Origin of the sequence: Xenorhabdus poinarii G6, assembly GCF_000968175.1 — a bacterium.
In the GTDB taxonomy this organism is placed as follows: Bacteria; Pseudomonadota; Gammaproteobacteria; order Enterobacterales; family Enterobacteriaceae; genus Xenorhabdus; species Xenorhabdus poinarii.
Genome location: NZ_FO704551.1, coordinates 2,107,180 through 2,133,228 on the forward strand (window position 1 = coordinate 2,107,180; position 26,049 = coordinate 2,133,228).

Consider the following 26,049-nt stretch of genomic DNA (forward strand, 5'->3'; position numbering starts at 1 on the left):
CCTCACTTAATTAGTATGCCGCTATCTAATGACTTATTCTAATTATCAGTAAAGCTATTTATCAGAAAACCTATTTATCAGAAAAGAATAGTAGTAATTATATATATAATTTCCCATTCAGGCAGAAAATCAGCAATGATATCTCATCCTACCGAACGCAAAAACTTCACGTGCATGAATCCACCTCAATGCAAAAAAGCCATATATGCTATGACCTTTTTGCAACAAAAGTGACATTATCCAACGAGGGAATTAGTCCTGTAATATCGCCAGGGATTGTGTGTGCGTCTGTTCAGACGCCGGAATATCTTGCCCAAAACCCCGTAATCCCACAACGTGTACATGTTCCTGATTATTGAAAATCTTACGTACCAATTTATAGGTAGTCCCTTTCTCCGGGCTGATATTTTCCGGTGCCGCAATAATTAACTGCATCTGTAAGCGTTCACATAACTCAAACAATGTTGCAATTGATTTTGCATCTAATCGGGCAGCTTCATCAAGGAACAGCAATCGACAAGGTGAAATATCTTTACCACGCAAACGACGCGATTCTTCTTCCCAGCTCTGCACGACCATAACCAGAATAGACATCCCCGTACCAATCGCTTCCCCTGTCGACAACGCGCCACTTTCTGCTTTCAGCCAACCATCTGAACCTCGGTTAACTTCAACCTCCAGCTCAAGGTAATTACGGTAATCCAGTAATTCTTCGCCAATCGTCTGAGGCAAACGCTGTCCCATGTCGATTTGTGGATTCAGGCGCTGATACAGCTTCGCCATCGCTTCTGAGAAGGTCAAGCGCTGGCTGTTGAACAGATCCTGATGCTGTTCCTGTTGCTCAGAAAGGACATCCAGCATAAGAGCGTGACTTTCGCGCACATTGACATTCAGACGAACACCACCAACCTGTCCAAAAGAAACCACCTGTAGCCCCTGATTCAGCATACGAATACGGTTCTGTTCACGCTGAATGGTTTTACGGATGATATTCGCCACACTCTTGGAACTAATTGCCAGTTTTTGCTCACGGGCAGTCAATTCTTCCGTCAAACGTGCCAGCTCAATTTCCATCTGTTCAATCGCATCGACCGGATCATCGGTACGGATAATATCCTGACGAATACGCTCACGCAGATGTTGGTAAACGGCAACGAAAAATTGAATTTTACGCTCTGGACGTTTCGGATCTTCAGATAAACGTAACGCATCGCGCAGGTGTTCATTATCGGCCACCGCCAGACGCAACGCCCCCAGTGCCTTATCTGACATTGAACGCAGATCATCGCCCCCCATATAGGCCAGTTCGCGACGATGTAAGCGACGCTCGACACCGTTGTCTTTTACCATACGCATGACGGCACACCAGCCGGCTTTAGAAGAAACCACCTGCTCACGTTTCTGGTAATAGTCACGCTCAGATTTACGCAACCTCTTCTGGAGGTTTTCCATTTCCGCTTCACAAAATGCGATCTGTTTCTCAAGCTGATTGATGCGGGAACGGTTAGTGTTTACAGCGGCATGAAGCTGATCACGACGTTCACGGGCACGGCTTTCTGCGTTGGCATCTGCCTGGACACCGATATCGCTCATCTCCTGCTTAAGTTCTTGCAACATATCCTGCTTAGTGTCATAAGAACTTTTTAGTGATGCCAGTACCTGATTGAACTGTGCATATTGAGCCTGCTGCTGACGCAACTGTTCTCGGGCACGACGGCGATCAGCTTCTGCGTATTCAAGACGCTGGCGCAGTTTGTCGTTCAAATCACTATTTTCACTGAGCATGCCCGCAGAATCGCTGTAACTGAAATGCGCGCGACGTTGTACCACTTCCATTAAAGCAAAGGCTTGTTGCTTCGCTTTATTTTGACTGTGTTTCGCTGCTTCATAATCTTTCTGCAACTGTTCATGTTGCTGCGGATCATTTTGTAAAACAGACACCAATGGTTCAAGTTTGGTCAGTGCATGACTGTGTTGTTGCAGGAAGCGCGCAGCGTCCTGAGCTTCACTCATTTCTTCACGAACAGTTTCGACGCGATCCAACAGGGTTTCATCCAATAAAATCGGGATTTGTGGGATCAGACGATTTAATACTGTCAGGCTCTCTTTCACCTGAACAAGCTTCTGCTGATGCTGCTGAGCCTGAGCGTCAAATTGAGATAGCTCACGTTCCAATTCAGTGCGACGCTGACTCAAACGGCGAATGTCTACTTCAGGATCATCATCAAATGCAACAGAAAGATGTTTACCCACAAAACGACTGAAAGCCTGATGCGCACGCTGAATTTTCTGAACATCGAATGAAAGTGTTGCATAACGCTCTGCCAGCGTATCACGCTCAAGACTGAGTGCTTCCTGACGATTTTCTCTGGCCGCCCGTCCAAACAATGGCACTTCAGGATAACGGGAATAACGCCATTGGCGATCAGATGATTTCACCAGCACCGCCCTTTCCTGCTCTTCGAAATGGAATACGCTATCGTCGAACGATTGCGGATCTCCCTCAATCAAATAGAGATCGTCGGGACAGTCTTCCAATGCGTCCAGATGAGGGCGAATCAGTGAGAGATCGGGGACGACGATTGCGTGACGGGCTGGCCCATACAATGCCGAGAAATAAGGCGCATCATCAAGGGTAATGTCATCATAAATTTCAGACAATAACACACCACCAAAGCGCTCCGCTAATCCAAGTAAACGGCCATCTTCGGCACCACTCGGCTGACTCAGGCGCTCAATCTGTTTTTCCAACTCACGTTTTTGTGTCGCAACATCATCACGTTCAACCGTAATTTCGCGCTCTTGTTCAAGCAATTGTTGCATGTATTCAGTCACATCGTGACTACTTTCAAACGTCTCATTACACTGCTCACAAAGCTGGTTTAAAGCCTCCTGTGCCGCCAACCACACTGGTGCCCGCGTTGTCAGCTCCTGAATTTTTTGCTTGAGCTGTTCGAACTCCTGACGTATTTGTATACGGCGTTCACCACTTTCGTTAGCGCTTAAACTCAATTCTTCCAACCGAGCTTCCAATTCACCCTGCAATGCGTCTAACTCTTCTGCCTGATATTGCTGGTTGTGACGTTTACAGAATTCTGCCAGCAAACGTTCTGCATTTTGCTGGCTATTCAGACGTTGCTCTAATTCAGCCAACTGGATACGTAACGGTTGAACTCGCTCAGCTAAATGGCGCTGAGACGACCATTCACGCAAAACGTCACGAGCCGCTTGCCACGCTTCACTGCGGCTGACTTCACCCACAATATTTTTTACCAGTTGGTAAGCCAGCTCAAATTGACTATGAGCCGCATCAGCAACACTCAACTTCTGCTCCAGCGCCAGTAAAGTTTCTGTCGCCTGCTGTGCTTTAGCCTGATAGGTTTCCTGCCATTCGTCAGCATTTTCTATCGACAGATCCGGCAGCTGACACAGTTCACGGGCACGTGCTAATGCTTGTAGCGCTTGCTGATACTGAATAGCACGGGTTTGCTGTACGTCCAGTGCTTGTTGGTAATCTGCAAGCTGGCTTTTCAGTTCATCAACTTCTTGTTCTGCTACCTCAGATAAAGCTTCATATTCTGCCTGGCGCTCTTTCGCCTCTTCTACAACTTCGCTCTGCTCTTCCAGCCGATAAGTCAACTCTTCAATATCAGCTTGATAACGATCAATTTTCTCCTGCTGACGCATCGCTGTTTGAACCAGATTCAGGTGATCACTGGCCGCCTGATAATCCATTTCTAAGTCAGAAGAGGCTTCGCTTTGTTCTGCCAGCTCTCTCGCCATATCAACATGGCGATATTGTTCAGCCACTAATTGACGACGGCTACCCAATAATTCACTGCGCAAAGCCAATGCTTCATCCAGATGAACGCGGCGTTCGTTGGTATGGCGCATATAGTCCGCAGAAACATAAGCTGTGGCTTCAGTAATGAGATGTTTGAAAAGATCACGGTCAGACTGCGTAACCCGAATAGCTTCCAGCGTAATACGGTTTTCACGCAACGCTGCTTCCATATCCTGAAAGGCTTTTCTGACACCGCTATTTTCCGGCAGTAAATAATCACGCAATGAGCGGGTAATCGCACTGGAAATCCCCCCGTACAGCGATGCTTCTATCAGACGATAAAACTTGCTACGGTCGCTCGCTGAACGTAAGCGTTTTGGGATCACGCCCAAATCAAACATTAAGGCATGGTAATCCGCAATCGAGTTAAATTGTTTGAACTGAACACCGTCCATCTCATCAAGACGTTCTCTCAGTTCGTTCAACGGCAGAACCCGAGCCTGACGTCCGTTGATATTTTCAGTCAGTAACTGTGTTGGCTGAATGGATGCAGGAACGCCCTGAATCATAAATGGCTTAATATCAACTTTGCGATCCCGTCCGGCGACTTGTTGTAAGCGTACGCCCGTGATAATCCGTTGATGACGAGAATTCACAATATCCAGCGTGGAATAACAGACACCTGCGCGCAGCTTACCGTGAAGCCCTTTATCGCGCGAGCCACTGGTTGCCCCTGCTTCTGTTGTATTGCGGAAATGGAGTAGCGTTAAATCAGGGATCAAGGCGGTCACAAATGCCGCCATAGTGGTTGATTTACCCGCACCGTTACCGCCGGATAAGGTTGTCACGAGTTCGTCAAGGTCAAACGTTCTGGCAAAAAAACCATTCCAATTAACTAACGTCAGTGAGCGAAATTTACCGCGTTCAATCATGACTGCTCATCCCCCACACCTTCTGCTGAATGCCCTGATACTTCTTCATGTTCATTACCTTCCTGCGATGTTTCCCCTTCTACCAGCATGGCTTCACCATCACGGATCATCCGTAATTGTGCTTCACGTGGGTCATCACCGCTGCGTACATCCGCACCGAAGCGAAATACAGCTTCGGTAATCATAAATTTGTTACTGTCGTTTTGCAGAAAATAAACCATCCCCAGACGACGCAAACGGTTTAACGATGTGCGTGCTTTTTCCTGCACTTTCTGTTTATCTAAATCTGAACCTGTCGACCGTTGGTTAACTAATTTCACTAGCTTATTTTCGTCTGCTAATGACAGGAGTTCTTCGTACAGTTCCTGAAAGGTAAATATTCCCTGATTGGACAGGCGTTCAGGGCTAAGGTAGAGGTAACACAGGATCTTACCCACCATCATATCCAATTCGGACAAAACAGAGCGTGGGATCAGCGTCGTTGCACGGGGACGCAGATAGAAAAAACCTTCTGGTGCACGGATTAACTCGACGTTATAACGCGCATAAAATATTTCCAACTCTTCCTGAAAATCCATCAGAAAAGCATGATTATCAAGATTATCCAGACTAATATGACGCCCGGCACGTAGCTGGCTATCTAATTCAGGAAAAAGCGTATTGGATAATGCCTGAGCCAGTTTCACTGGCATAAACTGTTCAATATGTGTCGATGACATGTGCCTGCACCTTGGCTCCGTAATCATTAATCGCTAACCATTCCGCTGGTAACCCAGAGAAATCCGCTTCTGCAACGCCCAACCTTACCGCCTGATCCACCAAAATACGTGCCACATCAAAATGACGTTTGCGTGGATACTGAATAAGGTAATCGCGCAGGACAGCCCCTAAATCCAAAGGACGTTTTGCCTGTTGATAAACCGCCAGCGCCTGTTCTATCATTTCAGCCAGCCGCTCATTGATTTCACTAAACTCTTCATATTCCATTTCGGGTGGTAATTCTCCCATTACCTCTTCATTACGCAGAGTCAGTTCTTCATCACGCATATCCAGAAAACGTTCTGCATTCGCGACGGTCAACGCCCATGGATTATCAAAATAGTGTTGGATGGATTGACGAAGGCGCTGGGCAAAAATGCGGTTTTTGTCCATATCAATCGCGGTTCGGATAAATTTGTGAACGTGACGGTCATAACCTATCCATAAATCAATGGCCTGTTGCCCCCAACTGATAATACGATCCAACTTATTTTGTAAGTCAAAGATCAGATTATCCACCAGTTCAGATCCACCACTGTCCATATTCGCAGCTTGAATGCGCAGTAGGTTGGCCTGCAATTTATCCCCGGCGGCTTCCAGGGTATCCTGGAGTTCCCGTAATGTGCCGGAAGTTTCAGACAGCAGTTGTTCACAATTAGCGATAGCAGCTTGCCAGTCTTGATTCAGTAGCGCAGCAATATCCGCTTTTACGCTATTTTGCTGTTCATCCATTAAGCGCTGCGACATATCAATGCTATCGAAAATTTCAGCGACAGAATATTTGAGAGGGGCAAAAACATTGCGATGCCAATGGAATTCATCACCACCTTCTTCGGCTGCCTCAGCCGCCCGATGTAATTCATTGGCAACGATGGATAACTGCATGGAAAGGCGCAACGTGGAAAATTCACGCTGACGAATATAGTAATCGCTGATACCGATTCCCAATGGTGTCAGGCGATAGATAGCATTACCTTCCGCCAATTCACTGGTAAAACGGTTAAGTAATTTCTGGCGAACCATATCATTGATAGCATTATTCGCCCTGACGGATACCGTTTCAGCCGTCTGCTCAAAACCTTTACACACTTCACGGAAAGCATCCACCAGCTCTCCTTCACTCATTTCACCATCGAACCGTTCACCATTCAGCACCGCAATAGCCAACAAAAAAGCTAACCGCTCCGGGGGTAATGAAATTGAAAAGTCATTTTTTCTGGCCCAGGACACAAGTTCAGGAACAGTCTGGGAATATTCACTCATAATTCGCTCTTTAAGGTAGCTTGCGTGCCATCACATGAATGTAGCGCCCCAGGCTGATATAGGGCTCCTGTCTACAATAACGTTGTTCAAGTTCAAGCAACGCTGGAAAATCGGCGTTTTGTAATTGGCGACTTTGCAGGTAATCGTGAAAAACCCTCACGCCTGTTTTACCTGTGATTTCCATCTTGAATTCAGTCAACCACTGATATACCTGTTCTGGTACTAGTGGATTCTGTGGCGTCAGAGAACGTTTCCGACGACGCTGAATATCAGGTGTTGCCAGATGAAAATTCCCCAGGATGGCATTACGCATAACCAATCCATTAGCATTATAAAACATTAATGAAAGTGCCCCACCGGGCGTTATTCTATTTCCCAATGTTTCTATTGCCTCTTTTTGATCCGTTATCCATTCTAATACAGCGTGAAATAGTATCAGATCCACGGGCTGTTCAATATGCTGGTGAATTTCTTGTACTGAGCTTTGGATAAATTGCATCTGATGGAGAACACCTCGCTCTTTGGCGTTATGTTCTGCTCGCTGGATCATTTCTTCTGAGAGGTCACAAAGTATGACTTGATGCCCCAATTCTGCTAATTGGCAAGCCATATTCCCTTCACCGCCCCCGGCATCTAAAATGCGTAAAGGACGTTGAGGCAAATGGTTCAGCAATTCATTAAGATCCTGCCAGACAACGGCCTGCCTGATTTTACCCTTAGTTGTGCCGTAAATATTACGCGAAAATTTGTCTGCAATATCATCGAAATTGCGATCCCGCATGAAAAACTGCCCCACTTATTCAGCTAAGTTTAATTTATCTATTGAGCAGTGAAGTTATCTACTGCTATTTTTACTACTGTTATTTTGGCACAGTAATCATTTAATTAACTACTTTTAGCCTTAAATTTGCCCCTGTGCGATGACTATTTAACCAAATCAAGGCCCATCAATGTTATTTCTGCTAAAAAAATATATCGGCTCACTATTAATGCCTTTGCCGTTGATTATTATCGTCTCTTTTACAGCACTGCTATTATTGTGGTTCACCCGTTGGCAAAAAACAGGGAAAGCCCTGCTATCACTCAGTTGGCTTGCATTGCTTTTATTGAGTCTACAACCTATCGCGGATAAGCTCTTACTGCCTGTCGAGGGAAAATATGTTCAACGCTATGAGCCAGAGACTCCATTTATACCTGCCCCCATAACGCCACTGACAACGGCATCTATCATTAACACTGTCGCTTCCAAACCGATAACATCAGGATCTAAAATTCCCGTAAAATATATTGTCGTTCTCGGAGGCGGTTTTACTTATAACCCTCATTGGGCTCCCAGTGCCAACCTTATGAATAACAGCTTGCCCAGAGTCGCTGAGGGTATCCGGCTATATCATCTTATCCCCGGAGCTAAAATAATTTTCACCGGAGGGAAAGGCGTTAATGCCATCAGCAGTGCCGAAATTGCTGCTATGGTAGCACAATCGATGGGAATTCCTGTAGAAGACACCCTCGCATTAAAAAACCCCGTAGATACAGAAGAAGAAGCGGCTGAAGTTGCAAAAGTCATCGGGACACAACCTTTTATTCTGGTGACTTCTGCTAATCATATGGAAAGAGCCATCTCGTTTTTTGAACAACACGGTTTACACCCCATTGCAGGCCCGGCCAATCAATTAGCTATCACAACCCCTTTGTATTCATGGGAAAAATATATTCCTTCTTCCTACTATTTATCCCACACGGAACGCGCTTGGTATGAAACATTAGGGCGCGTCTGGCAAGCGATTAAGCCAATAAATAACCCGAATTCCGTTTAAGCCGTCATTGGAAAATCTTCTTCTGAGTAGAAAACTTTCAGTGACGGTTTCTTCCATTTTAGGCAGTAAGCAATGACACCACCTAAAACGGTCAATAGAAATCCTTTTATACTTCGGTGCCGGGAATGCTCTATTTGAGAAATGGTTTTTAATTGCCCATTAATTGTTTCAATAATAAAACGCTTTGATAACATTATATTATCCCATTCAGCCAGCACTTGCGCTTTCATGTGACGGCGCTTTTTTGTCATGAACGTTACACCCGCTTGCGCTAAAGCACCTGCCAGTTCTTGACTAAGATAGCCTTTGTCACCATAAAGAGAACCCGTTAATGCTTTTGCTAATTCGCGAACCGGTTCCCGATCATCCACATTACCGGCGGTGATTTTGAGTGCCAGAATTTCGCCCTGATGGTTAACAATCAAGTGTAATTTGAAACCGTAAAACCACCCTATCGAGGTTTTTCCTCGCTGTGCCACCCCCTCAAACACCTTATGGCGGGGAATACGAATGTTATGGCACACGCGTAAACTCGTGGAATCAATAAAAGCGATCCCCGTGGGCTTTCCTTTTAACTGAGTCAGATAACTGCACAGCGGCACTAAAACGGAAGGGGAAACACTGACAAAACGGGTATAACTGAGCAAAGTTGGAAAATCGTGATGATGATATTTCCAAATATGCTCCAGATAAAAATGTTTAAAATCACGGTAATGCGACATGTGAAAGCGGATCAGGATGGTCATCATTTCACTGGGATACATGTGACCTTGCCTGCGGCGTAGACGATGCCCCTTATTAAGACAAAACTGTTCCCATTGAGGAATGAAAAAACGACAAAAGTCATCGACATCGCAGAAAATTTCAACTAGTTTGTTCATTGCCTGTTCCTTCTTAGAGCGGTTTTTGGTGTGCACCAAAACTTTGCTCTTGGAACAGGCACTTCGCCAATTTTTTATCCAGAATTCGGGTAATAAATAGGGATATGAAAACCGAGAAACCAGAAGATGCTCAGCCAAAAGACGATAAGAAATAACGCCTGTTTGCAAGAAAAAAGAGAACGGGGTATACATTCCCTCATTCTCTTTTAAATCCGGCTGATATTTATCTCACCTAAGAAGAACAGCGTGCAATAAACGCTTTTCTCACTGCGACCAGATCTTCTGGTGTATCAACACCTGCGCCGGGGACTTGCAGTGCTTTGGCTACATGAATTTTTTCACCGTACCAAAGCACTCTTAATTGCTCAAGCATTTCAATATGTTCCAATGGACTCGGCGCCCACTGAACATAGCGCCGGATAAATCCTGCCCGATACGCATAAATGCCAATATGACGCAGGAAATTATCGCCCACCGTCTCTTTTGACTGCATAAAACGATCACGTTCCCACGGGATTGTCGCGCGAGAAAAATAGAGCGCATAACCTTTCGAGTCCATCACAACTTTGACCGCATTAGGATTGAATGCCTCTTCCGCATCTTGTATCGGCACGGCAAGTGTTGCCATTCCAGCACCACTGCCCGCTAAATTATCCGCAACCTGTTGAATAATCTGTTCTGGAATAAGTGGTTCATCACCCTGTACATTGACGATAATTTCATCATCAGCAAATTGATATTTATCGATAACCTCAGCCAAACGCTCTGTGCCTGAATGATGATTTTCACTGGTTATACAAGCTTCCCCCCCTGCGGCAATCACAGCATCAAAAACGTCTTGATGATCTGTTGCCACAATCACCCGATCAGCGCCAGAACGGGCAGCACGCTCCATAACATGCACAATCATGGGCTTGCCATGAATATCAGCCAATGGCTTGCCAGGTAAACGTGTGGAAGCAAAACGAGCCGGAATAATAACGGTAAACATGAACTATTTATTTTCCTCTGCGGGCAAGAGACGAGCTTCATTTTCCAGCAACACTGGAATGCCATCACGGAAAGGAAAAGCGAGACGATCAAGTTTGCAAATCAGTTCAAGGTTTTCTTTATCATAACTGAGTTTGCCATGACATACCGGGCAAGCAATGATTTCGAGTAAACGGTGATCCATATATCCCCCCAAGTAACGGGTTTTCAATTTAATGCGGCTCAGAATACCATAAGCAATGTATCACCGTTAACTTTGTTGCTTTGTTTCGTTTTCCTTATTTTGTTTCATTGGCAGGAATGGTCCGATTTTATCGGCGAGGGTTTCTTTCTGGCAGTAAAGCACAAATATCATCCACGACTTTTTGCCCTTTTTCCGCTGGTAAATCGACGTGTACAGGTAAATACCACCAGTTAGGTTGCGCAAATTGGAAACATTTCACCGCGTCTTTTTCTGTCATCAACAAATTTTGGGTGCTATTTGCCAAAGCCAGTAGCTGATCTTTCTCGTAAGCGTGATGATCAGCAAAAGCGTGTGTTTTCTGCAAAACTGCCCCCAATTGCTGCAATGTTGCAAAAAAGCGCGGGGGATGGCCAATTCCGGCCATTGCAATACCGTTGGGAATATCAGTCACTTTTCGTGTTTCCCCCGTCAACAAATTGACTGCCAAATTTCCTTTTAGGGTCATTGGTAATTCACCTGCTTCCGGGGTGCCACCATTGACAATAATTGCATTAACGCTATTGAGGCGCCCTGCTAGCTCTCGCATGGGACCAGCAGGCAACCAGCAACCGTTACCAAAACGACGAACGCCATCAATCACGACAATCTCATAATCACGTTGCAAGGCATAATGCTGAAGGCCATCATCGGTAATGATGATATCAACCACAGCATGCACCAATAATGCCTGAATAGCCTCAGCGCGTTTGGGTGCCACCGCAACCGGCACACCAGTACGGCGACGAATTAAAACGGGCTCATCGCCGGCTTGTGCCGTTGTCACTTCATCGGTAACCCATAGCGGATAATGTTCTGACTTCCCACCATAGCCACGCGAAACAACACCAACCTGATAGCCTCTTTGCTGCAACTGTTCAACGAGCCAGATAACAACCGGGGTTTTACCATTGCCCCCTGCCGTCAAATTACCGACAACGACGACAGGCAGCGGCGCTTTCCAGGCACGACGCAATCCCAGTTTATAACTTAAACGACGTAAACCGCTTATCAGCCCATAAAGGGCTGATAATGGTAATAATACGATATACAGCCATGAGCGGCCTGACCATATGCGTTCAATCATAGGCCAAACTGCATCCTGTGTAACTGTGCATATGCACCTTCTTGTCCCACCAACGTGGTATGATTACCCCTTTCTATGATATTTCCATCTTCAATGACAATAATTTCATCGGCATTTTCAATAGTAGACAGACGGTGAGCAATGACCAGTGACGTTCTGTTTTTCTGCAATTCATCCAATGCAGCCTGAATTGCCCGTTCAGATTCCGTATCTAACGCAGAAGTGGCTTCATCCAAAATCAAAATAGGGGAATCACGCAATAAAGCACGAGCAATAGCAATACGCTGGCGCTGTCCGCCTGAAAGCAAGACGCCATTTTCACCGATCATCGTATCGAGACCCTTATCCAGTTTTTCAATAAAGTCCATGGCATAAGCCATTTCTGCCGCTCTTTCTATTTCTGCACGGCTAAACTTCTTTTCGCTGGCATAAGCAATGTTATTGGCAACCGTATCATTAAATAGATGCACATTTTGCGAAACCAACGCAATTTGGCTACGTAGAGAAGCCAGCGTATATTCACGCAGATCGTGACCGTCCAATATAATTCCACCTTCATTCACGTCATAAAAACGCGTGAGAAGATTAGCAATGGTCGATTTACCTGATCCTGAGCGGCCAACTAATGCAATCGTTTTGCCCGCTGGGATCGTCATGGAAATACGTTTCAGTGCCGGACACTCTTTGGTTGGATAACAGAAAGTGACATCACGGAATTCAATATTGCCTGTTGCTTTTTTGATTTCCCGTTTACCGTCATCTTTTTCCTGCTCCATATCCAAAATAGTAAATAACGTCTGACACGCCGCCATCCCTCGTTGGAATTGAGCATTAACGTTAGTCAGCGATTTCAATGGACGCATCAGGGCAATCATGGATGAAAACACCACGGTAATTTTCCCTGCGGTTAACGCCCCCATAATTTCCGGAAAGCTGGCCGCATACAAAATAAATGCCAATGCAAAAGAAGCAATCAACTGAATAATCGGGTCTGAAATGGAATCAGCCGATACCATTTTCATCCCTTGTTGGCGCATATGGTTGCTGACTTTGTCGAAGCGTTCAGTTTCGATTTTTTGACCACCAAAAATTAACACTTCTTTATGCCCTTTCAGCATCTGTTCAGCACTGGTTGTTACCATCCCCATGCTGTTTTGCATATTTTTACTGATATTACGAAAACGCACGGAAACAAGACGAATTACGCCCGCAACGATGGGAGCGATGACAATCAATATGAGGGAAAGCTCCCAACTGTAGTAAAACATCAGGATAAACAGGCCAATAATTGATGCCCCTTCCCTAACAACCGTGACTAATGCCCCAGAGGAAGAGGACGCAACCTGTTCTGAATCGTATGTAATACGAGAAAGCAACGTTCCCGTGGATTGCTGGTCAAAGAAGGAAACAGGCATCCCCATCATATGATTGAACAGACGACGACGCATCTGCATGACCACCTTGCCTGATACCCAAGATATACAATAACTTGATACAAAACCAGATATGCCACGCAACAACATCAACCCGATAACAACCAGTGGCATCCACTTCAATACGCTCATGTCTGCCTTACCAAAACCCTCATCAAGCAAGGGCTTCAACAAGGAAAGCATCAATGTATCACCGGCAGCATTCATAACAAGTGCAACCGCCGCGACTAACAGGCCAACTTTAAAGGGAGTAATGATCGGCCACAATCGGCGAAAGGTCTGCCAGGTAGAAAGGTCTTTATCATTCATTATTGAGTTACCAAAACCAAAAGAAATAGCGAATCATTCTACTCATGATTGCTACGAATACCAAACCACTGATGATACCACCGTGACATTATTTGTTGTCGATAACCTTTTAACCGAATGTCTTCATCATAAAAATAGCCGGTTATCTGACCAGAAACGGCGGTGCTATGCCATTCAATGCCTACATCTTCATAACGCTGCTTCACCTTGATTGAAGGCAATCGCCACGGACTGTAGCGTGCAACTGAAGCTAAGGCATACTGCGGTTTAACTTTACGTATAAATACCGAAGTAGAAGATGTATTACTTCCATGATGAGGAACTTGCAAGATGGTGGCATGTAGCTGATCCTTCTCAAGCGCCGATAAGCGATATTCACCCTGCCTCTCCAAATCCCCCGTTAATAATAAACTATGTTTACCATCATCAATACGGATCACGCAAGATTGATTATTTCCGACACTCGCCACTTTTTCTGGTGGCCAGAGAACCTTAAAATTTAACCCTTGCCATAACCATTGTTCACCACGAATACAAGGCAAGTGATCATGATTCAATGAAGGGCTTCTGATTTTTATACCCTTATATTTTTCAACAAGGTATCCTACTCCTCCTGTATGATCTGAATGTTCATGACTAAGGATGATTTGTTCCGGCATTAGCCGATGCCAACGCAAATAAGGCTCAATGACTTTTTCTGCCATACTCCCCGTATCCCAACGATTACCTGTATCAAAAACGATCGCCTTTCCGCCTTTATCAATCACTAAAGCCAATCCATGCCCCACATCCAGCATCGAAAAACGCCATTGTTCATCATTGGAACGCTTGGAATAACACGCCATAATGCCAATGCAAACACCCAATAGACATTGATAAGATTTCCACCAACCTAAGCGCCAAATGACAACAGAAAACCATCCGGCTAACGTAATCATGATGGGATAATTACCTGTGTCAATCCATGAATGTGCCAAGATCGGCAAGGGCGCCAATGCAAATAAAATAATGTAATCAACAAGTTGCCATAAAAAGGGTTGGATAACCGGAAAAAAGAGACACATAATCCCCAGCATCACTAAGGGTACAGATAAAAAAGAGATAACCGGAACAGCCCATAGGTTAGCGACCAATGAGGCAATATTTATGCCTTGAAATAATAAAAGCTGCAACGGTAACAGCATTAACATCATACCTAGTTGCATATGCAATCCACGCAACCATATCCATCGCCACCCATAACGTATTCTTTCAGGTAAGGGTACCCAGTAAAACCAAAATAACAGCGCCATAACCGCCGTGAAAGAAAGCCAGAAGCTATCGGAAAGTATGGCTAAGGGATCAAAGAGCAAAATCAGTGCAGCACTCCATAATGCCCATTGCCATGAAAAACAGAGCCTGCTTTTACATCGTAAATAAATCCACAATGTCAGCCATAATATTGCCCGGACTGCCGGAACGCCCCAGCCAGACAACCACCCATACAGTATTGCAGTTAGCCAGCCCATTAATAACGGGAAACGAAATCCAATCCATTTTGTAGGAAAGAAAAACTGCATGATTCTTGCCAGACTCCAGCCAAATAAGCTGGCCATTGCAATATGTAAGCCTGAAATTGCCATCAAATGAGCAATTCCTGTTTGTTGTAATAGCAAACGCGTGGGTTTATCTAACCACGCTCTTTCACCGAATGAAAGCGCTAATGCAATACCCGCTTGTTGTATTGGCTTAATCTCTGGCAATAATTTCGTTATTATTTCTTGTCGAAGATTACATGTTTTATCGAGCGGTTTTGCCTCAATAATTTTTCCATTCAACGGCTGACGTATAGAAAGCAAATATCGTTGACTATCATAACTACCCTGATTTAATTGAGCATGAACAGGCCGGAGTTTCATGGTCACCAGCCATTTTTGACCAGCGCACAACGATTCCTGAGCGTTCCATGAAACTGATGCGTATAAAGCCGGAAAAATAGATTTTCCGTCACTTTCCATTAACTTAATACGATAACGTGCTTTTCTATCACTATCCTGTGTTTTATTTTCCAACAAGACACTATCAACCCGAACCGTTGCAGTGCGAGACGTTTCACTGAAATAAGTCAATTGGGCCAATATTTGATGACCATGCCAGCAGCCAAAAATAAATGCCCATAAACCTAATGAAATTATTCGTATGATTTTATAGGGCAAAAATAGCAGGAAAAATGCAAGAAAAATCAGATAGTGAATGACTTTTTGCGGAGGAAGTTCGGCAAGAAAGAGTAAAGGTAACATGCCAAGTACAATGGCTAATGCAGCCATATTCAGGCTGATAATCGGCTTTAGTTTTCGCCAAAAGATAAATAAATCGGTAAAAGGAAGAAATATTATAGACTGCATCCATTATGCCTCTGCATGACATTCCATTCACATCGGCAAGCCTATTACATCACCGGCCTGCCTGCCAGGCAGAGAAATTCTATTGTGGAATAACGTCGCAAATGATTTTTCAAGCAAACAATGAGTTGCAAAATGATTCAATCATCATCACAAAAATCAGATATACAGAAGCGGGATGAATAAAAAACGGCACCAACAAGGTGCCGTTAGTTTAATTAAGTAATAACTGATATCTTTTAGCTATTGCTATAGATATTTACGCGGTCACGTAACTCTTTACCAGGTTTAAAGTGAGGAACATATTTACCTTCCAATTCCACTTTTTCACCTGTTTTGGGGTTACGTCCCACACGCGGAGCGCGGTAGTGAAGAGAAAAACTGCCGAAGCCGCGAACTTCGATACGTTCACCCGCGGCTAACGTTTCTGCCATATGATCAAGCATCTCTTTCACTGCATCTTCAACGGTTTTAGCCGGCATGTGAGATTGTTGCTCTGCAAGCCTTTCGATTAATTCAGACTTGGTCATGGTACCTCCCTAAACTACCGTATTCGGGTAATATTATCATGTTAGAAAATATTACCCGCCGTTATTGACTTAGATTATTCGCCTTTAGCGGCTTTGAAAGCTTCAGCCATTGCGTTGTTCGCGAAGTTTGTATCTTCTTGTTTGTTCACAGTAGCGATAGCGTCTTTTTCATCAGCTTCGTCTTTTGCGCGAACAGACAGGTTGATTACGCGGTTTTTGCGATCAACGCCAACATATTTAGCTTCAACTTCATCGCCAACGTTCAGAACTTGAGTTGCATCTTCAACGCGGTCACGAGAAGCTTCTGATGCACGCAGGTAACCTTCAACGCCGTTAGCTAATTCAACTGTAGCACCTTTTGTGTCAACCGCAGTAACTTTACCAGTCACAATGATACCTTTCTTGTTGACAGACAGGTAATTGTTGAATGGATCTTCTGCCAGTTGTTTGATGCCCAGAGAGATACGCTCACGTTCTGCATCTACTTGCAGAACGACAGCCGCGATTTCGTCGCCTTTCTTGTATTCACGAACTGCTTCTTCACCTGTCACGTTCCAGGAGATATCAGACAGGTGAACCAGACCATCGATGCCGCCGTCCAGACCAATGAAGATACCGAAGTCAGTGATAGACTTGATCTTACCTTCAACGCGGTCGTTTTTGTTGTGAGTCTCAGCGAATTGCTGCCAAGGGTTAGCTTTACACTGTTTCAGACCCAGGGAGATACGACGGCGTTCTTCGTCGATATCCAGAACCATCACTTCTACAACATCACCAACGTTAACAACTTTGGATGGGTGGATGTTTTTGTTGGTCCAATCCATTTCTGAAACGTGTACCAGACCTTCAACACCTTCTTCGATTTCAACGAAGCAACCGTAGTCAGTCAGGTTAGTTACGCGACCAGTCAGTTTCGTACTTTCTGGATAACGCTTAGCGATTGCGACCCATGGATCTTCGCCCAGTTGTTTCAGACCCAGCGATACGCGGGTACGCTCACGGTCAAATTTCAGTACTTTAACGGTGATTTCATCGCCCACATTAACGATTTCACTTGGGTGTTTAACACGTTTCCAAGCCATATCAGTAATGTGCAGCAGGCCATCAACGCCGCCCAGATCAACGAATGCACCGTAGTCAGTCAGGTTCTTAACGATACCTTTAACTTCCATGCCTTCTTGCAGGTTTTCCAGCAACTGATCACGCTCTGCGCTATTTTCAGATTCGATAACAGCACGACGAGAAACGACTACGTTATTACGCTTCTGATCCAGCTTGATGACTTTGAACTCAAGCTCTTTGCCTTCAAGGTGAGTAGTATCACGAACTGGACGAACGTCAACCAGTGAACCAGGCAGGAATGCACGGATTCCGTTCAGTTCTACCGTGAAGCCGCCTTTAACTTTGCCATTGATAACACCAGTGACAGTTTCAGCTTCTTCGTATGCTTTTTCCAGCATCAGCCATGCTTCATGACGTTTCGCTTTCTCACGGGACAGGATAGTTTCACCGAAACCATCTTCTACCGCATCCAGAGCTACGTCGATTTCATCGCCAACTTGGATTTCCAGCTCGCCTTGAGCGTTTTTGAATTGTTCTACAGGAATTGCAGATTCTGATTTCAGACCCGCGTCAACCAATACAACGTCTTTATCGATAGCAACGACGATACCACGAACGATAGCGCCTGGACGAGTTTCGATAACCTGTAGGGATTCTTCAAAGAGTTGAGCAAAAGATTCTGTCATGTTAATGATCTTCAAGGTTTTTAATTAACGTCCATTTAGCTTCCAGCCGAATGGGGTTGTTTTACATACCTCGCAACGTTTCCCTGTTACAAGGTGTTTTGGTGTACCAGCATATTTCACTACCAATACACCAGAATGCTATATACATCTCTTTATACACTATCGCAATAGTCTATTTGAGAAAGTTAAGATTATGCGGGTATTTCCAGCGTGTTTTTCGCATAGGCTAGTGCTTTATCAATCACTTCTTCGATAGACATGCTGGTCGAGTCCAAGATCAATGCATCTTGTGCAGGCACTAACGGCGCAACTGCCCGATGACGGTCACGAAAATCTCGCTCCTGTATTTCGGACAAAAGCCGTCCAAAGTTAACACTAAAACCTTTCTCCTGCAACTGCAACATGCGCCTACGGGCACGTTCTTCCGCACTGGCATCAAGAAATATTTTTACTGGTGCGTCAGGAAATACGACGGTGCCCATATCACGGCCATCTGCAATAAGCCCCGGTGCAATGCGGAAAGCCCTCTGCCGACGCAAGAGCGCTTCCCGAACGCGTGGGAATGTTGCCGTCTGGGAAGCTGTGTTGCCAACGGTTTCGGTACGAATTTCATTACTGACATCTTCGCCTTCCAGAATGACCAGAAGCTGCCCCTGTGCAGGCACAAAACGAACATCCAGATTTGCGGCCAGAGGAACCAGAGCATCTTCAGATCGGATATCCACCTGATGATGAATGGCAGCCAGTGCCAATACTCGATAAATAGCGCCCGAATCAAGCAATTGCCAATCTAATGCTTCAGCCAGAGCCTGACATAATGTTCCCTTGCCAGCACCACTTGGCCCATCAACGGTTATTACTGGGGCTATCGCCGCCATCATTATCCTCCTCTTCGCGTAACATTCGTATAACAGACAGGTCATTTACCGAATGTAGAAAATTGCTTAATTAATAAGCAATAAAAAACTTGCCTTATTATACGCACTCAGCCAGTGAGAGAAACAGACGCAGCATAATTATCTCTAAATTTCTATTCCAACATGTCAAGATTGACTGAGTTTTTCAAGCTGGTGAAAATAGTCCGGGAATGTTTTTGCTGTACAACCTGGATCAAGAATGGTGACCGGGGTATCCGATAAAGCGACCAGTGAGAAACACATCGCAATGCGATGATCATTGTAGGTTTCAATTTCAGCGTGCCTGAGCTTTTCCGGCGGAGAAACCCGAATATAGTCATGTCCCTCTTCCACTACGGCGCCTATTTTCCGTAATTCTGTCGCCATGGCACTGAGTCTGTCAGTTTCCTTGACCCGCCAATTATAAATATTGCGAATCACTGTCTCGCCCTGAGCAAACAGCGCAGTTGTTGCTATAGTCATGGCCGCATCAGGGATCGCGTTCATATCCATATCAATACCGTTCAATGTGCCGCGTTCACATTCGACAAAATCATCTCCCCAGCGAATAGTCGCCCCCATCTGTTCCAAAACATGGGCAAATTGGGTATCCCCTTGCAGGCTGTTTCTACCGATGCCAGTTACACGGACAGTACCACCTTTAATGGCGGCGGCAGCCAGAAAATAAGAGGCTGATGAAGCATCGCCTTCAACCAGATACTCTCCCGGCGATAAGTACTGCTGCTGTCCCTTGATATAAAAAGCCTGATATTGTTCATTTTCTACCATTACACCAAAGCTTTTCATCAACGCCAGGGTAATATCAATATAAGGCCTGGAAACCAAATCACCTTGTATGCGGATTTCTGTATCGTTGGCTGCCAAAGGTGCCGCCATTAACAACGCTGTCAGAAATTGGCTGGAAACACGGCCATCAACGGTCACCTTTCCACCGGAAAATCCGCCTTTGATATGTAAAGGTGGATAGTTTTCCTGTTCAAGATAATCAATTTCTGCTCCCCCCTGACGCAATGCATCGACCAAATGACCAATCGGCCGCTCTTTCATACGGGGTTCACCGGTCAATACCACACTCATTCCGCTTTCTCCCAAACATAATGCGGCAGCCAGCGGACGCATTGCTGTCCCCGCATTCCCCAGAAAGAGTTCGATTCCGCTTTTGCCCGTTATGCAACCTCCAATACCTTCTACATCACAGACAGTGCGATCAGCAGATAAACGGTAGGAAATACCTAATGCCGTCAACGCAGTTAACATATGACGAATATCATCACTATCTAATAAATTCGTTAGCCGGGTTGTCCCTTTAGCCATCGCAGCGAGTAACAAAGCGCGGTTAGAAACGCTTTTGGAACCCGGTAAATTCATCGTGCCATTAATACGGGAAATAGGTTGTAACGTCAGGGATTGCATAACGAGAGGCGTCTCCGGTTTTTAAATTGGAATCTATTTTTAATTTTTAGGAAAAATCGGGAAGTTTGCGATCGGGAGGCTTTATTTCCTCCCGACGATGATAAAAAATTATGCGTTGCGGCGTTCAAAATCAGCCATAAATTCAACTAATGTCTTGACACCCTCATAAGGCATCGCGTTATAAATAGACGCGCGAGCACCTCCTGCAACTTTATGCCCTTTCAACGCATGGAGTCCGTGTTCATAAGCTTCTGCCAAAAACTGGTCATCTAACATTGGGTTAGCCAACTGGAATGGGACATTCATAAGAGAACGATTTTGGGGAGCAACGCGGTTGATATATAACTGACTGTTATCAACTGCGTGATAAAGCAGTTCTGCTTTGGCATGATTACGTTTGCTGATTTCTTGTAACCCGCCCTGTTCTTTCAACCACTTGAATACCATGCCGGATAGATACCAGGCAAATGTCGGCGGTGTGTTGTACATTGAGTCATATTGCGCGAGTACCGTGTAGTCCAGAATCGACGGCGTATGCGGGTGTGCTTTACCCAGCAAATCTTCACGAATAATGACGACGGTCAGCCCTGCCGGCCCGATATTCTTTTGTGCGCCGGCATAAATCACACCATAACGGCTGACATCAATAGGTGCAGAGAGAATAGCTGATGAGTAATCGGCAATCACAATCTTATCATCACCGAAATCAGGTTCTTCAAAGATGGCAATGCCTTCAATGGTTTCATTCGGGCAATAATGCACATAAGCAGCCTCACTGCTTACGTCCCATTCACTCATCGGTTTCACACGAGTGATACCCTCTGTTTCTACTCGGATATCAATGACGTTTGGTGTGCAATATTTTTTTGCTTCTTTCGCTGCACATTCAGACCAGTAGCCACTCACGATATAATCTGCGGTTGATTTATCACCCAATAAATTCTGTGGTAATGCCGCAAATTGCCCGCGAGCGCCACCATGACAAAACAGCACCTTATAATTTTCAGGTATGGATAATAAATCCCGGAGATCTTTTTCTGCTTCTGCCGCAACAGCCACAAACTCCTGACTACGATGGCTGATCTCCATCACAGATGTCCCCAGACCATGCCAGTTGCAAAGTTCTTGTTCTGCACGTCGTAATACTTCTATTGGCAACATAGCTGGACCAGCGCTGAAATTATATACCTGACTCATTAACCTTACCTTATCTAATGGATACAAATACAATCGGATGTATTGTTTTTATCACTCCCGCACTGCCGCTGCAATGGTTATTCGTGGTGGGATAAATCGGAATAAGATCTCAAACTGAGCAGATATCATGATTTAATCTTTATTTTGGTAAAAAAAAGAGGAAAAGACGTTATGTCTTTTCCTCTTTTGCTATATCAGCGATTAAAGATTAAATCAGAAATTAATACTTATTGAACATGTTCTGAATTTCTTCGACATTAGACGTCTGTGTCAGCGCCAATTGCAGAAGAACACGCGCTTTCTGTGGGTTCAACCGTTCTGAAGCCACGAAACCATATTGACTGTCGTTAACTTCAGCATTCTGAGTGGTGTAACCAAAAGGAATGCGGCTGGAACGAACCACCACCACACCATCTTTAGCCGCTTGCGTCAGTGTGTCAAAAATAGACTTATAGATGTTACCGTTACCGACACCTGCGCTGACAATACCCTGATAGCCGTTTTCAACAAAAGCTTTTGCTGGCAGATCAGAGGCATTGGCGTAGTTATAAACGATACCAACTTTTGGCAGTTGCTCCAATTTACTCACGTCAAAGAATGCCTTGTGAGCTTTGACCGGCGCAGCAGAATAGTAGTTCACTTTGCCGTTGTGAATAAAGCCCTGAGCGCCAGAGTTTACTGGCTGAAACGCTTGAACGTCTGTTGTGCTCAGCTTACTAATGTCACGACCATGAATCACAGTGTCATTCATCGCCAGCAGAACGCCACGATTTGCAGAGCTATCATTCGCAGCGACAACAACGGCGTTATACAGGTTCAGTGGGCCATCAGCACCCAGCGCAGTGGACGGACGCATTGCGCCGACCATCACAATCGGTTTCTGGCACTGAGTGGTCAGATCGAGGAAATAAGCCGTTTCTTCCATGGTATCAGTACCATGAGTGATAACGAAACCGTCGGTTTTATCACAATCTGCGTTAATTTTTTTCGCCAGCGTCAACCAGACTTGATCGTTCATGTCCTGAGAACCGATGCTGACAACTTGCTCGCCTTTCAAATTGGCAATGTTTTTAATTGCCGGCACTGCATTCAGCAAAGAATCAATACCTACTTTACCCGCGGTGTAATTAGATTGAGTTGCAGATTCACCACCCCCAGCAATGGTGCCCCCCGTTGCCAAAACAGTAATGTTTGGTAACGCGAAAGCAGAACCACTGATTAATGCCAGAAAACCGGCAATTGCTGTTATTTTAGTCTTTTTCATTATTTAACCTCTTGTAAAAAAGCTATTTTATTATGTAAACACCGAATAAATAAACTCTAATTAACATTAATTTTTGGGAAGTCATAGAGCGGATGAAAAAAACGCCGTATGATATGGGCCTTTAACATATATTGAAGTGACTCACGATGACGCAAACCTATATTCCAGGCAAAGATGCCGCATTGGAAGACTCCATTAATCGTTTTCAACATAAGCTGGAGTCCCTTGGTTTTAATATTGAAGAAGCCTCTTGGCTGAATCCTGTCCCGAATGTCTGGTCGGTTCATATCCGCGATCGCGACTGCCCTTTGTGCTTTACCAATGGTAAGGGAGCCAGCAAAAAAGCGGCCTTGGCTTCTGCATTGGGCGAATATTTTGAGCGTCTATCGACAAATTATTTCTTTGCTGATTTTTACCTCGGTCATTCCGTTGCCAACGGTGAATTTGTTCATTACCCAAATGAAAAATGGTTTCCATTGCCAGAAGATGATGCTCTGCCAGACGGTATTTTAGACGAACGTCTGCATCATTTTTACAACCCGGACAAAGCGCTCTGTGCCAGTCAGTTGGTTGATCTGCAATCGGGTCATGAAGAACGGGGGATTTGCGCCCTGCCATTTACTCGTCAGTCAGATAATCAAACGATTTATATTCCAATGAATATTGTCGGCAATCTGTATGTTTCCAACGGCATGTCAGCCGGCAATACCATGAATGAAGCGCGGGTTCAGGGGTTATCTGAAGTGTTCGAGCGCTATGTGAAAAATCGCATTATTGCCGAATGCATCAGTTTGCCTGAAATTCCACACGCGGTGATGAACCGCTACCCAAGTGTGGTTGAATCTGTCAATAAATTGCAGGAAGAAGGTTTCCCACTCTATTGCTACGATGCTTCACTTGGCGGACAGTTCCCGGTCATCTGCGTTGTCCTGCTTAATCCGGCTAATGGCACTTGTTTTGCCTCTTTCGGAGCACACCCTGATTTTGGTGTTGCGCTGGAACGCACGGTCACCGAACTGCTACAAGGCCGCAGTCTGAAAGACCTGGATGTCTTTACACCACCCAGTTTTGACAATGAAGAAGTTGCTGAGCATACCAATCTGGAAACTCACTTTATTGATTCAAGCGGTACCATCAGTTGGGATCTGTTTAAGCAGGATGCTGATTATCCGTTTGCTGACTGGTGTTTCAGCGGAACAACAGAAGAAGAGTTTGCGACTCTGATGGGGATCTTTAATAAACTGGATGCTGAAGTGTATATTACCGATTATGAGCATCTCGGCGTTTACGCCTGCCGCATTCTGGTTCCCGGCATGTCAGATATTTATCCGGTCGAAGATCTGCATATTGCCAATAACACAATGGGCACTCATCTGCGTAACACCATTCTGGCATTGCCGGACAGCCAATGGCAACCAGAAGAATATCTGGCTTTCCTCGAACAGTTGGATGATGAAGGTCTGGACGATTTTACCCGTGTCCGTGAGTTATTGGGGATCGCTGTGGGTAAAGATAACGGCTGGAGTAATCTCCGTATTGGTGAACTGAAATCGATGCTGGCATTGGCCGGTAATGATTTGGAGCAGGCACTAACTTGGGTTGAATGGACACAGGATTTCAATGCTTCTGTTTTCACCGCTGAACGCGCTAATTATTACCGCTGCCTGCAAACCCTGTTGTTGTTAACTCAAGAAGAAGAACGCAACCCTGCACAATATTACCCGGCATTTGTGAAAATGTACGGTCAAAACACCGTCGATGCGGCTTCTGCTGCGATTGCCGGCGAAAACTGTTTTTATGGCCTATGGTCTATTGATTCAGAATTAAACGCATTGCCAGCTCATCAAGCATTATTGAATGCTTATGAGAAATTGCAAAAAGCGAAACGTGAATTTTGGGCCAATGAATAATCTATTCACTTAACGTAAATTAATCATTAAAAGTAAAATCCAGGTTAAATATCATTTATTTCAACATAACAAATCAATGACAATTTAGCCTGTCATTTTACTTTTAACGCCAAAAATGCAAAAGTCATATCTCAAAAACAACGTTCTTATATAAAATATTTTTATAAATTTTAAAAAATATTTTTTCATTATAAATCATTATATTAAGTTTAAAACACCCCATTTAGATCGCCCTGTTACGTCATCCTTTCAGTCTAACATGATCCATATCAAATTCAGACCAGTACCCGTTTGTTACCATCAATACGTGCTATCATTCATTAAGGATAAAGCGAGTGTTAGGATGAAAACTGACAACCCTTTTAATTTATTTCCACCTGCTGTAATGGCACAAATCGCTGATGATAGCGGTGTCTATAAAGTCAATAAACATCCTGCGGTGACTTATTTATCAGCAATCATGGCAGGTATATTTATTTCCATTGCTTTTGTTTTTTATATTACGGCAACCACCGGAAGTTCTTCCATTCCTTATGGATTGGCTAAGTTAACAGGGGGGATCTGTTTTTCCCTTGGTCTGATGTTGGTCGTGGTGTGTGGTGTCGATCTCTTCACGTCCACCGTATTGACGATCATTTCAAAAGCAACAGGGCGCATTACCTGGTCTCAAATGTTCAAAAACTGGATTAACGTTTATCTCGGTAATCTCATTGGTGCACTGTTCTTCATGGCTTTGATTTGGTATTCCGGTCAACATGCTGTTGCTAACGGCGACTGGGGTCTGAATGTCTTACAGACAGCAAACCATAAAATGCATCACTCTTTTATTGAGGCCGTATGCCTGGGTATTTTAGCCAACCTGATGGTCTGCCTTGCTGTCTGGATGAGCTATGCCGGTCGCAGTCTAATCGATAAATTGTTCGTATTGATACTCCCAATAGGTATGTTTGTCGCCAGCGGCTTCGAACACAGTATTGCGAATATGTTTTTAATTCCGTTCGGAATTGTTATCAAAAATTTTGCTCCTGATGAATTTTGGCTAAAAGTGGGCACAACCCCGGAACAGTTTCCACAACTCAACGTTTCGAGCTTTATTACCGACAATTTAGTGCCCGTCACAATCGGTAACATTATTGGTGGTACGGTATTGGTTGGGTTGGCTTATTGGTTGATTTATTTACGTGGTAGTAAAAACACTCAGTGACTTCCGCGTC

At 44.7% G+C, this 26,049-nt stretch carries 19 protein-coding genes; 3 read left to right on the forward strand and 16 right to left on the reverse strand.

Going from position 1 to position 26,049, the window contains the following annotated elements; all coding sequences use genetic code 11:
- Positions 1–252: 252 nt before the first annotated feature.
- Genes mukB through cmoM form a run of 4 tightly spaced genes read right to left on the reverse strand, consistent with a single transcriptional unit; the run spans position 253 to position 7,519 of the window.
- Positions 253–4,716 (reverse strand): chromosome partition protein MukB, encoded by a 4,464-nt coding sequence (gene mukB / locus XPG1_RS09810; RefSeq protein ID WP_045958910.1) that lies wholly within the window; start codon positions 4,714–4,716, stop codon positions 253–255.
- The gene (mukE, locus tag XPG1_RS09815; RefSeq protein ID WP_045958911.1) at positions 4,713–5,435 is read right to left on the reverse strand and encodes a chromosome partition protein MukE; all 723 of its coding nucleotides are present in this window, start codon (positions 5,433–5,435) and stop codon (positions 4,713–4,715) included. The genes mukB and mukE overlap by 4 nt, the downstream gene beginning before the upstream one ends.
- Positions 5,416–6,738: a chromosome partition protein MukF gene (gene mukF / locus XPG1_RS09820; RefSeq protein WP_045958912.1), complete on the reverse strand. Its 1,323-nt coding sequence runs from the start codon at positions 6,736–6,738 to the stop codon at positions 5,416–5,418. The genes mukE and mukF overlap by 20 nt, the downstream gene beginning before the upstream one ends.
- 10 nt (positions 6,739–6,748) lie before the next feature.
- Positions 6,749–7,519, reverse strand: a complete 771-nt coding sequence (gene cmoM / locus XPG1_RS09825) for a tRNA uridine 5-oxyacetic acid(34) methyltransferase CmoM (RefSeq protein ID WP_045958913.1) — start codon at positions 7,517–7,519, stop codon at positions 6,749–6,751.
- Between the two features lie 169 nt (positions 7,520–7,688).
- On the opposite strand from cmoM, the gene elyC reads away from it, so the two are divergent.
- Entirely contained in the window at positions 7,689–8,555 is an 867-nt protein-coding gene (gene elyC / locus XPG1_RS09830) for an envelope biogenesis factor ElyC (RefSeq protein ID WP_045958914.1), read from the forward strand.
- Here the strand turns inward: elyC and XPG1_RS09835 are convergent.
- From XPG1_RS09835 to ansB, 12 genes are all read right to left on the reverse strand, one after another.
- Positions 8,552–9,436, reverse strand: a complete 885-nt coding sequence (locus tag XPG1_RS09835) for an IS982 family transposase (RefSeq protein ID WP_045960131.1) — start codon at positions 9,434–9,436, stop codon at positions 8,552–8,554. The two genes, elyC and XPG1_RS09835, sit on opposite strands and share 4 nt — an antisense overlap.
- 232 nt (positions 9,437–9,668) lie before the next feature.
- Positions 9,669–10,427, reverse strand: a complete 759-nt coding sequence (gene kdsB / locus XPG1_RS09840; protein WP_045958915.1) for a 3-deoxy-manno-octulosonate cytidylyltransferase — start codon at positions 10,425–10,427, stop codon at positions 9,669–9,671.
- A gap of 3 nt (positions 10,428–10,430) precedes the next feature.
- Positions 10,431–10,610 carry a Trm112 family protein gene (locus XPG1_RS09845; protein WP_045958916.1) on the reverse strand — a complete coding sequence of 60 codons (180 nt, stop codon included), beginning with the start codon at positions 10,608–10,610 and terminating at the stop codon, positions 10,431–10,433.
- A gap of 127 nt (positions 10,611–10,737) precedes the next feature.
- Entirely contained in the window at positions 10,738–11,733 is a 996-nt protein-coding gene (lpxK, locus tag XPG1_RS09850) for a tetraacyldisaccharide 4'-kinase (protein WP_045958917.1), read from the reverse strand.
- Positions 11,730–13,478 (reverse strand): lipid A ABC transporter ATP-binding protein/permease MsbA, encoded by a 1,749-nt coding sequence (gene msbA / locus XPG1_RS09855; RefSeq protein ID WP_045958918.1) that lies wholly within the window; start codon positions 13,476–13,478, stop codon positions 11,730–11,732. Before msbA ends, lpxK begins: the two co-directional genes overlap by 4 nt.
- A 35-nt stretch (positions 13,479–13,513) precedes the next feature.
- Complete coding sequence (locus XPG1_RS09860; RefSeq protein ID WP_045958919.1) at positions 13,514–15,859, reverse strand: ComEC family protein; 2,346 nt, start codon at positions 15,857–15,859, stop codon at positions 13,514–13,516.
- 236 nt (positions 15,860–16,095) lie between these two features.
- Positions 16,096–16,386: an integration host factor subunit beta gene (ihfB, locus tag XPG1_RS09865; protein WP_045958920.1), complete on the reverse strand. Its 291-nt coding sequence runs from the start codon at positions 16,384–16,386 to the stop codon at positions 16,096–16,098.
- A gap of 74 nt (positions 16,387–16,460) precedes the next feature.
- Complete coding sequence (gene rpsA, locus XPG1_RS09870; RefSeq protein ID WP_045958921.1) at positions 16,461–18,134, reverse strand: 30S ribosomal protein S1; 1,674 nt, start codon at positions 18,132–18,134, stop codon at positions 16,461–16,463.
- A 191-nt stretch (positions 18,135–18,325) separates the two neighbouring features.
- Complete coding sequence (cmk, locus tag XPG1_RS09875) at positions 18,326–19,012, reverse strand: (d)CMP kinase (protein WP_045958922.1); 687 nt, start codon at positions 19,010–19,012, stop codon at positions 18,326–18,328.
- A gap of 165 nt (positions 19,013–19,177) precedes the next feature.
- Entirely contained in the window at positions 19,178–20,464 is a 1,287-nt protein-coding gene (gene aroA, locus XPG1_RS09880; RefSeq protein ID WP_045958923.1) for a 3-phosphoshikimate 1-carboxyvinyltransferase, read from the reverse strand.
- Positions 20,465–20,572: 108 nt separating this feature from the next.
- Positions 20,573–21,661, reverse strand: coding sequence for a 3-phosphoserine/phosphohydroxythreonine transaminase (gene serC / locus XPG1_RS09885; protein WP_045958924.1), 1,089 nt, complete (start codon positions 21,659–21,661; stop codon positions 20,573–20,575).
- 220 nt (positions 21,662–21,881) lie between these two features.
- The gene (ansB, locus tag XPG1_RS09890) at positions 21,882–22,925 is read right to left on the reverse strand and encodes an L-asparaginase 2 (protein ID WP_045958925.1); all 1,044 of its coding nucleotides are present in this window, start codon (positions 22,923–22,925) and stop codon (positions 21,882–21,884) included.
- Positions 22,926–23,071: 146 nt separating this feature from the next.
- Here ansB and ycaO point away from each other — a divergent pair, with 146 nt between their 5' ends.
- On the forward strand, positions 23,072–24,835 hold the full coding sequence (gene ycaO, locus XPG1_RS09895; protein ID WP_045958926.1) for a 30S ribosomal protein S12 methylthiotransferase accessory factor YcaO: 1,764 nt from the start codon (positions 23,072–23,074) through the stop codon (positions 24,833–24,835).
- Between the two features lie 343 nt (positions 24,836–25,178).
- Positions 25,179–26,039 (forward strand): formate transporter FocA, encoded by an 861-nt coding sequence (focA, locus tag XPG1_RS09900; RefSeq protein WP_045958927.1) that lies wholly within the window; start codon positions 25,179–25,181, stop codon positions 26,037–26,039.
- Positions 26,040–26,049 lie beyond the last annotated feature (10 nt).

Excerpts from the sequence above, each read along its gene's own strand:
- mukB (WP_045958910.1), bottom strand. The coding sequence starts at position 4,716 with ATGATTGAACGCGGTAAATTTCGCTCACTGACGTTAGTTAATTGGAAT.
- mukE (WP_045958911.1), bottom strand. The coding sequence starts at position 5,435 with ATGTCATCGACACATATTGAACAGTTTATGCCAGTGAAACTGGCTCAG.
- mukF (WP_045958912.1), bottom strand. The coding sequence starts at position 6,738 with ATGAGTGAATATTCCCAGACTGTTCCTGAACTTGTGTCCTGGGCCAGA.
- cmoM (WP_045958913.1), bottom strand. The coding sequence starts at position 7,519 with ATGCGGGATCGCAATTTCGATGATATTGCAGACAAATTTTCGCGTAAT.
- elyC (WP_045958914.1), top strand. The coding sequence starts at position 7,689 with ATGTTATTTCTGCTAAAAAAATATATCGGCTCACTATTAATGCCTTTG.
- XPG1_RS09835 (WP_045960131.1), bottom strand. The coding sequence starts at position 9,436 with ATGAACAAACTAGTTGAAATTTTCTGCGATGTCGATGACTTTTGTCGT.
- kdsB (WP_045958915.1), bottom strand. The coding sequence starts at position 10,427 with ATGTTTACCGTTATTATTCCGGCTCGTTTTGCTTCCACACGTTTACCT.
- XPG1_RS09845 (WP_045958916.1), bottom strand. The coding sequence starts at position 10,610 with ATGGATCACCGTTTACTCGAAATCATTGCTTGCCCGGTATGTCATGGC.
- lpxK (WP_045958917.1), bottom strand. The coding sequence starts at position 11,733 with ATGATTGAACGCATATGGTCAGGCCGCTCATGGCTGTATATCGTATTA.
- XPG1_RS09860 (WP_045958919.1), bottom strand. The coding sequence starts at position 15,859 with ATGCAGTCTATAATATTTCTTCCTTTTACCGATTTATTTATCTTTTGG.
- ihfB (WP_045958920.1), bottom strand. The coding sequence starts at position 16,386 with ATGACCAAGTCTGAATTAATCGAAAGGCTTGCAGAGCAACAATCTCAC.
- rpsA (WP_045958921.1), bottom strand. The coding sequence starts at position 18,134 with ATGACAGAATCTTTTGCTCAACTCTTTGAAGAATCCCTACAGGTTATC.
- cmk (WP_045958922.1), bottom strand. The coding sequence starts at position 19,012 with ATGGCGGCGATAGCCCCAGTAATAACCGTTGATGGGCCAAGTGGTGCT.
- aroA (WP_045958923.1), bottom strand. The coding sequence starts at position 20,464 with ATGCAATCCCTGACGTTACAACCTATTTCCCGTATTAATGGCACGATG.
- serC (WP_045958924.1), bottom strand. The coding sequence starts at position 21,661 with ATGAGTCAGGTATATAATTTCAGCGCTGGTCCAGCTATGTTGCCAATA.
- ansB (WP_045958925.1), bottom strand. The coding sequence starts at position 22,925 with ATGAAAAAGACTAAAATAACAGCAATTGCCGGTTTTCTGGCATTAATC.
- ycaO (WP_045958926.1), top strand. The coding sequence starts at position 23,072 with ATGACGCAAACCTATATTCCAGGCAAAGATGCCGCATTGGAAGACTCC.
- focA (WP_045958927.1), top strand. The coding sequence starts at position 25,179 with ATGAAAACTGACAACCCTTTTAATTTATTTCCACCTGCTGTAATGGCA.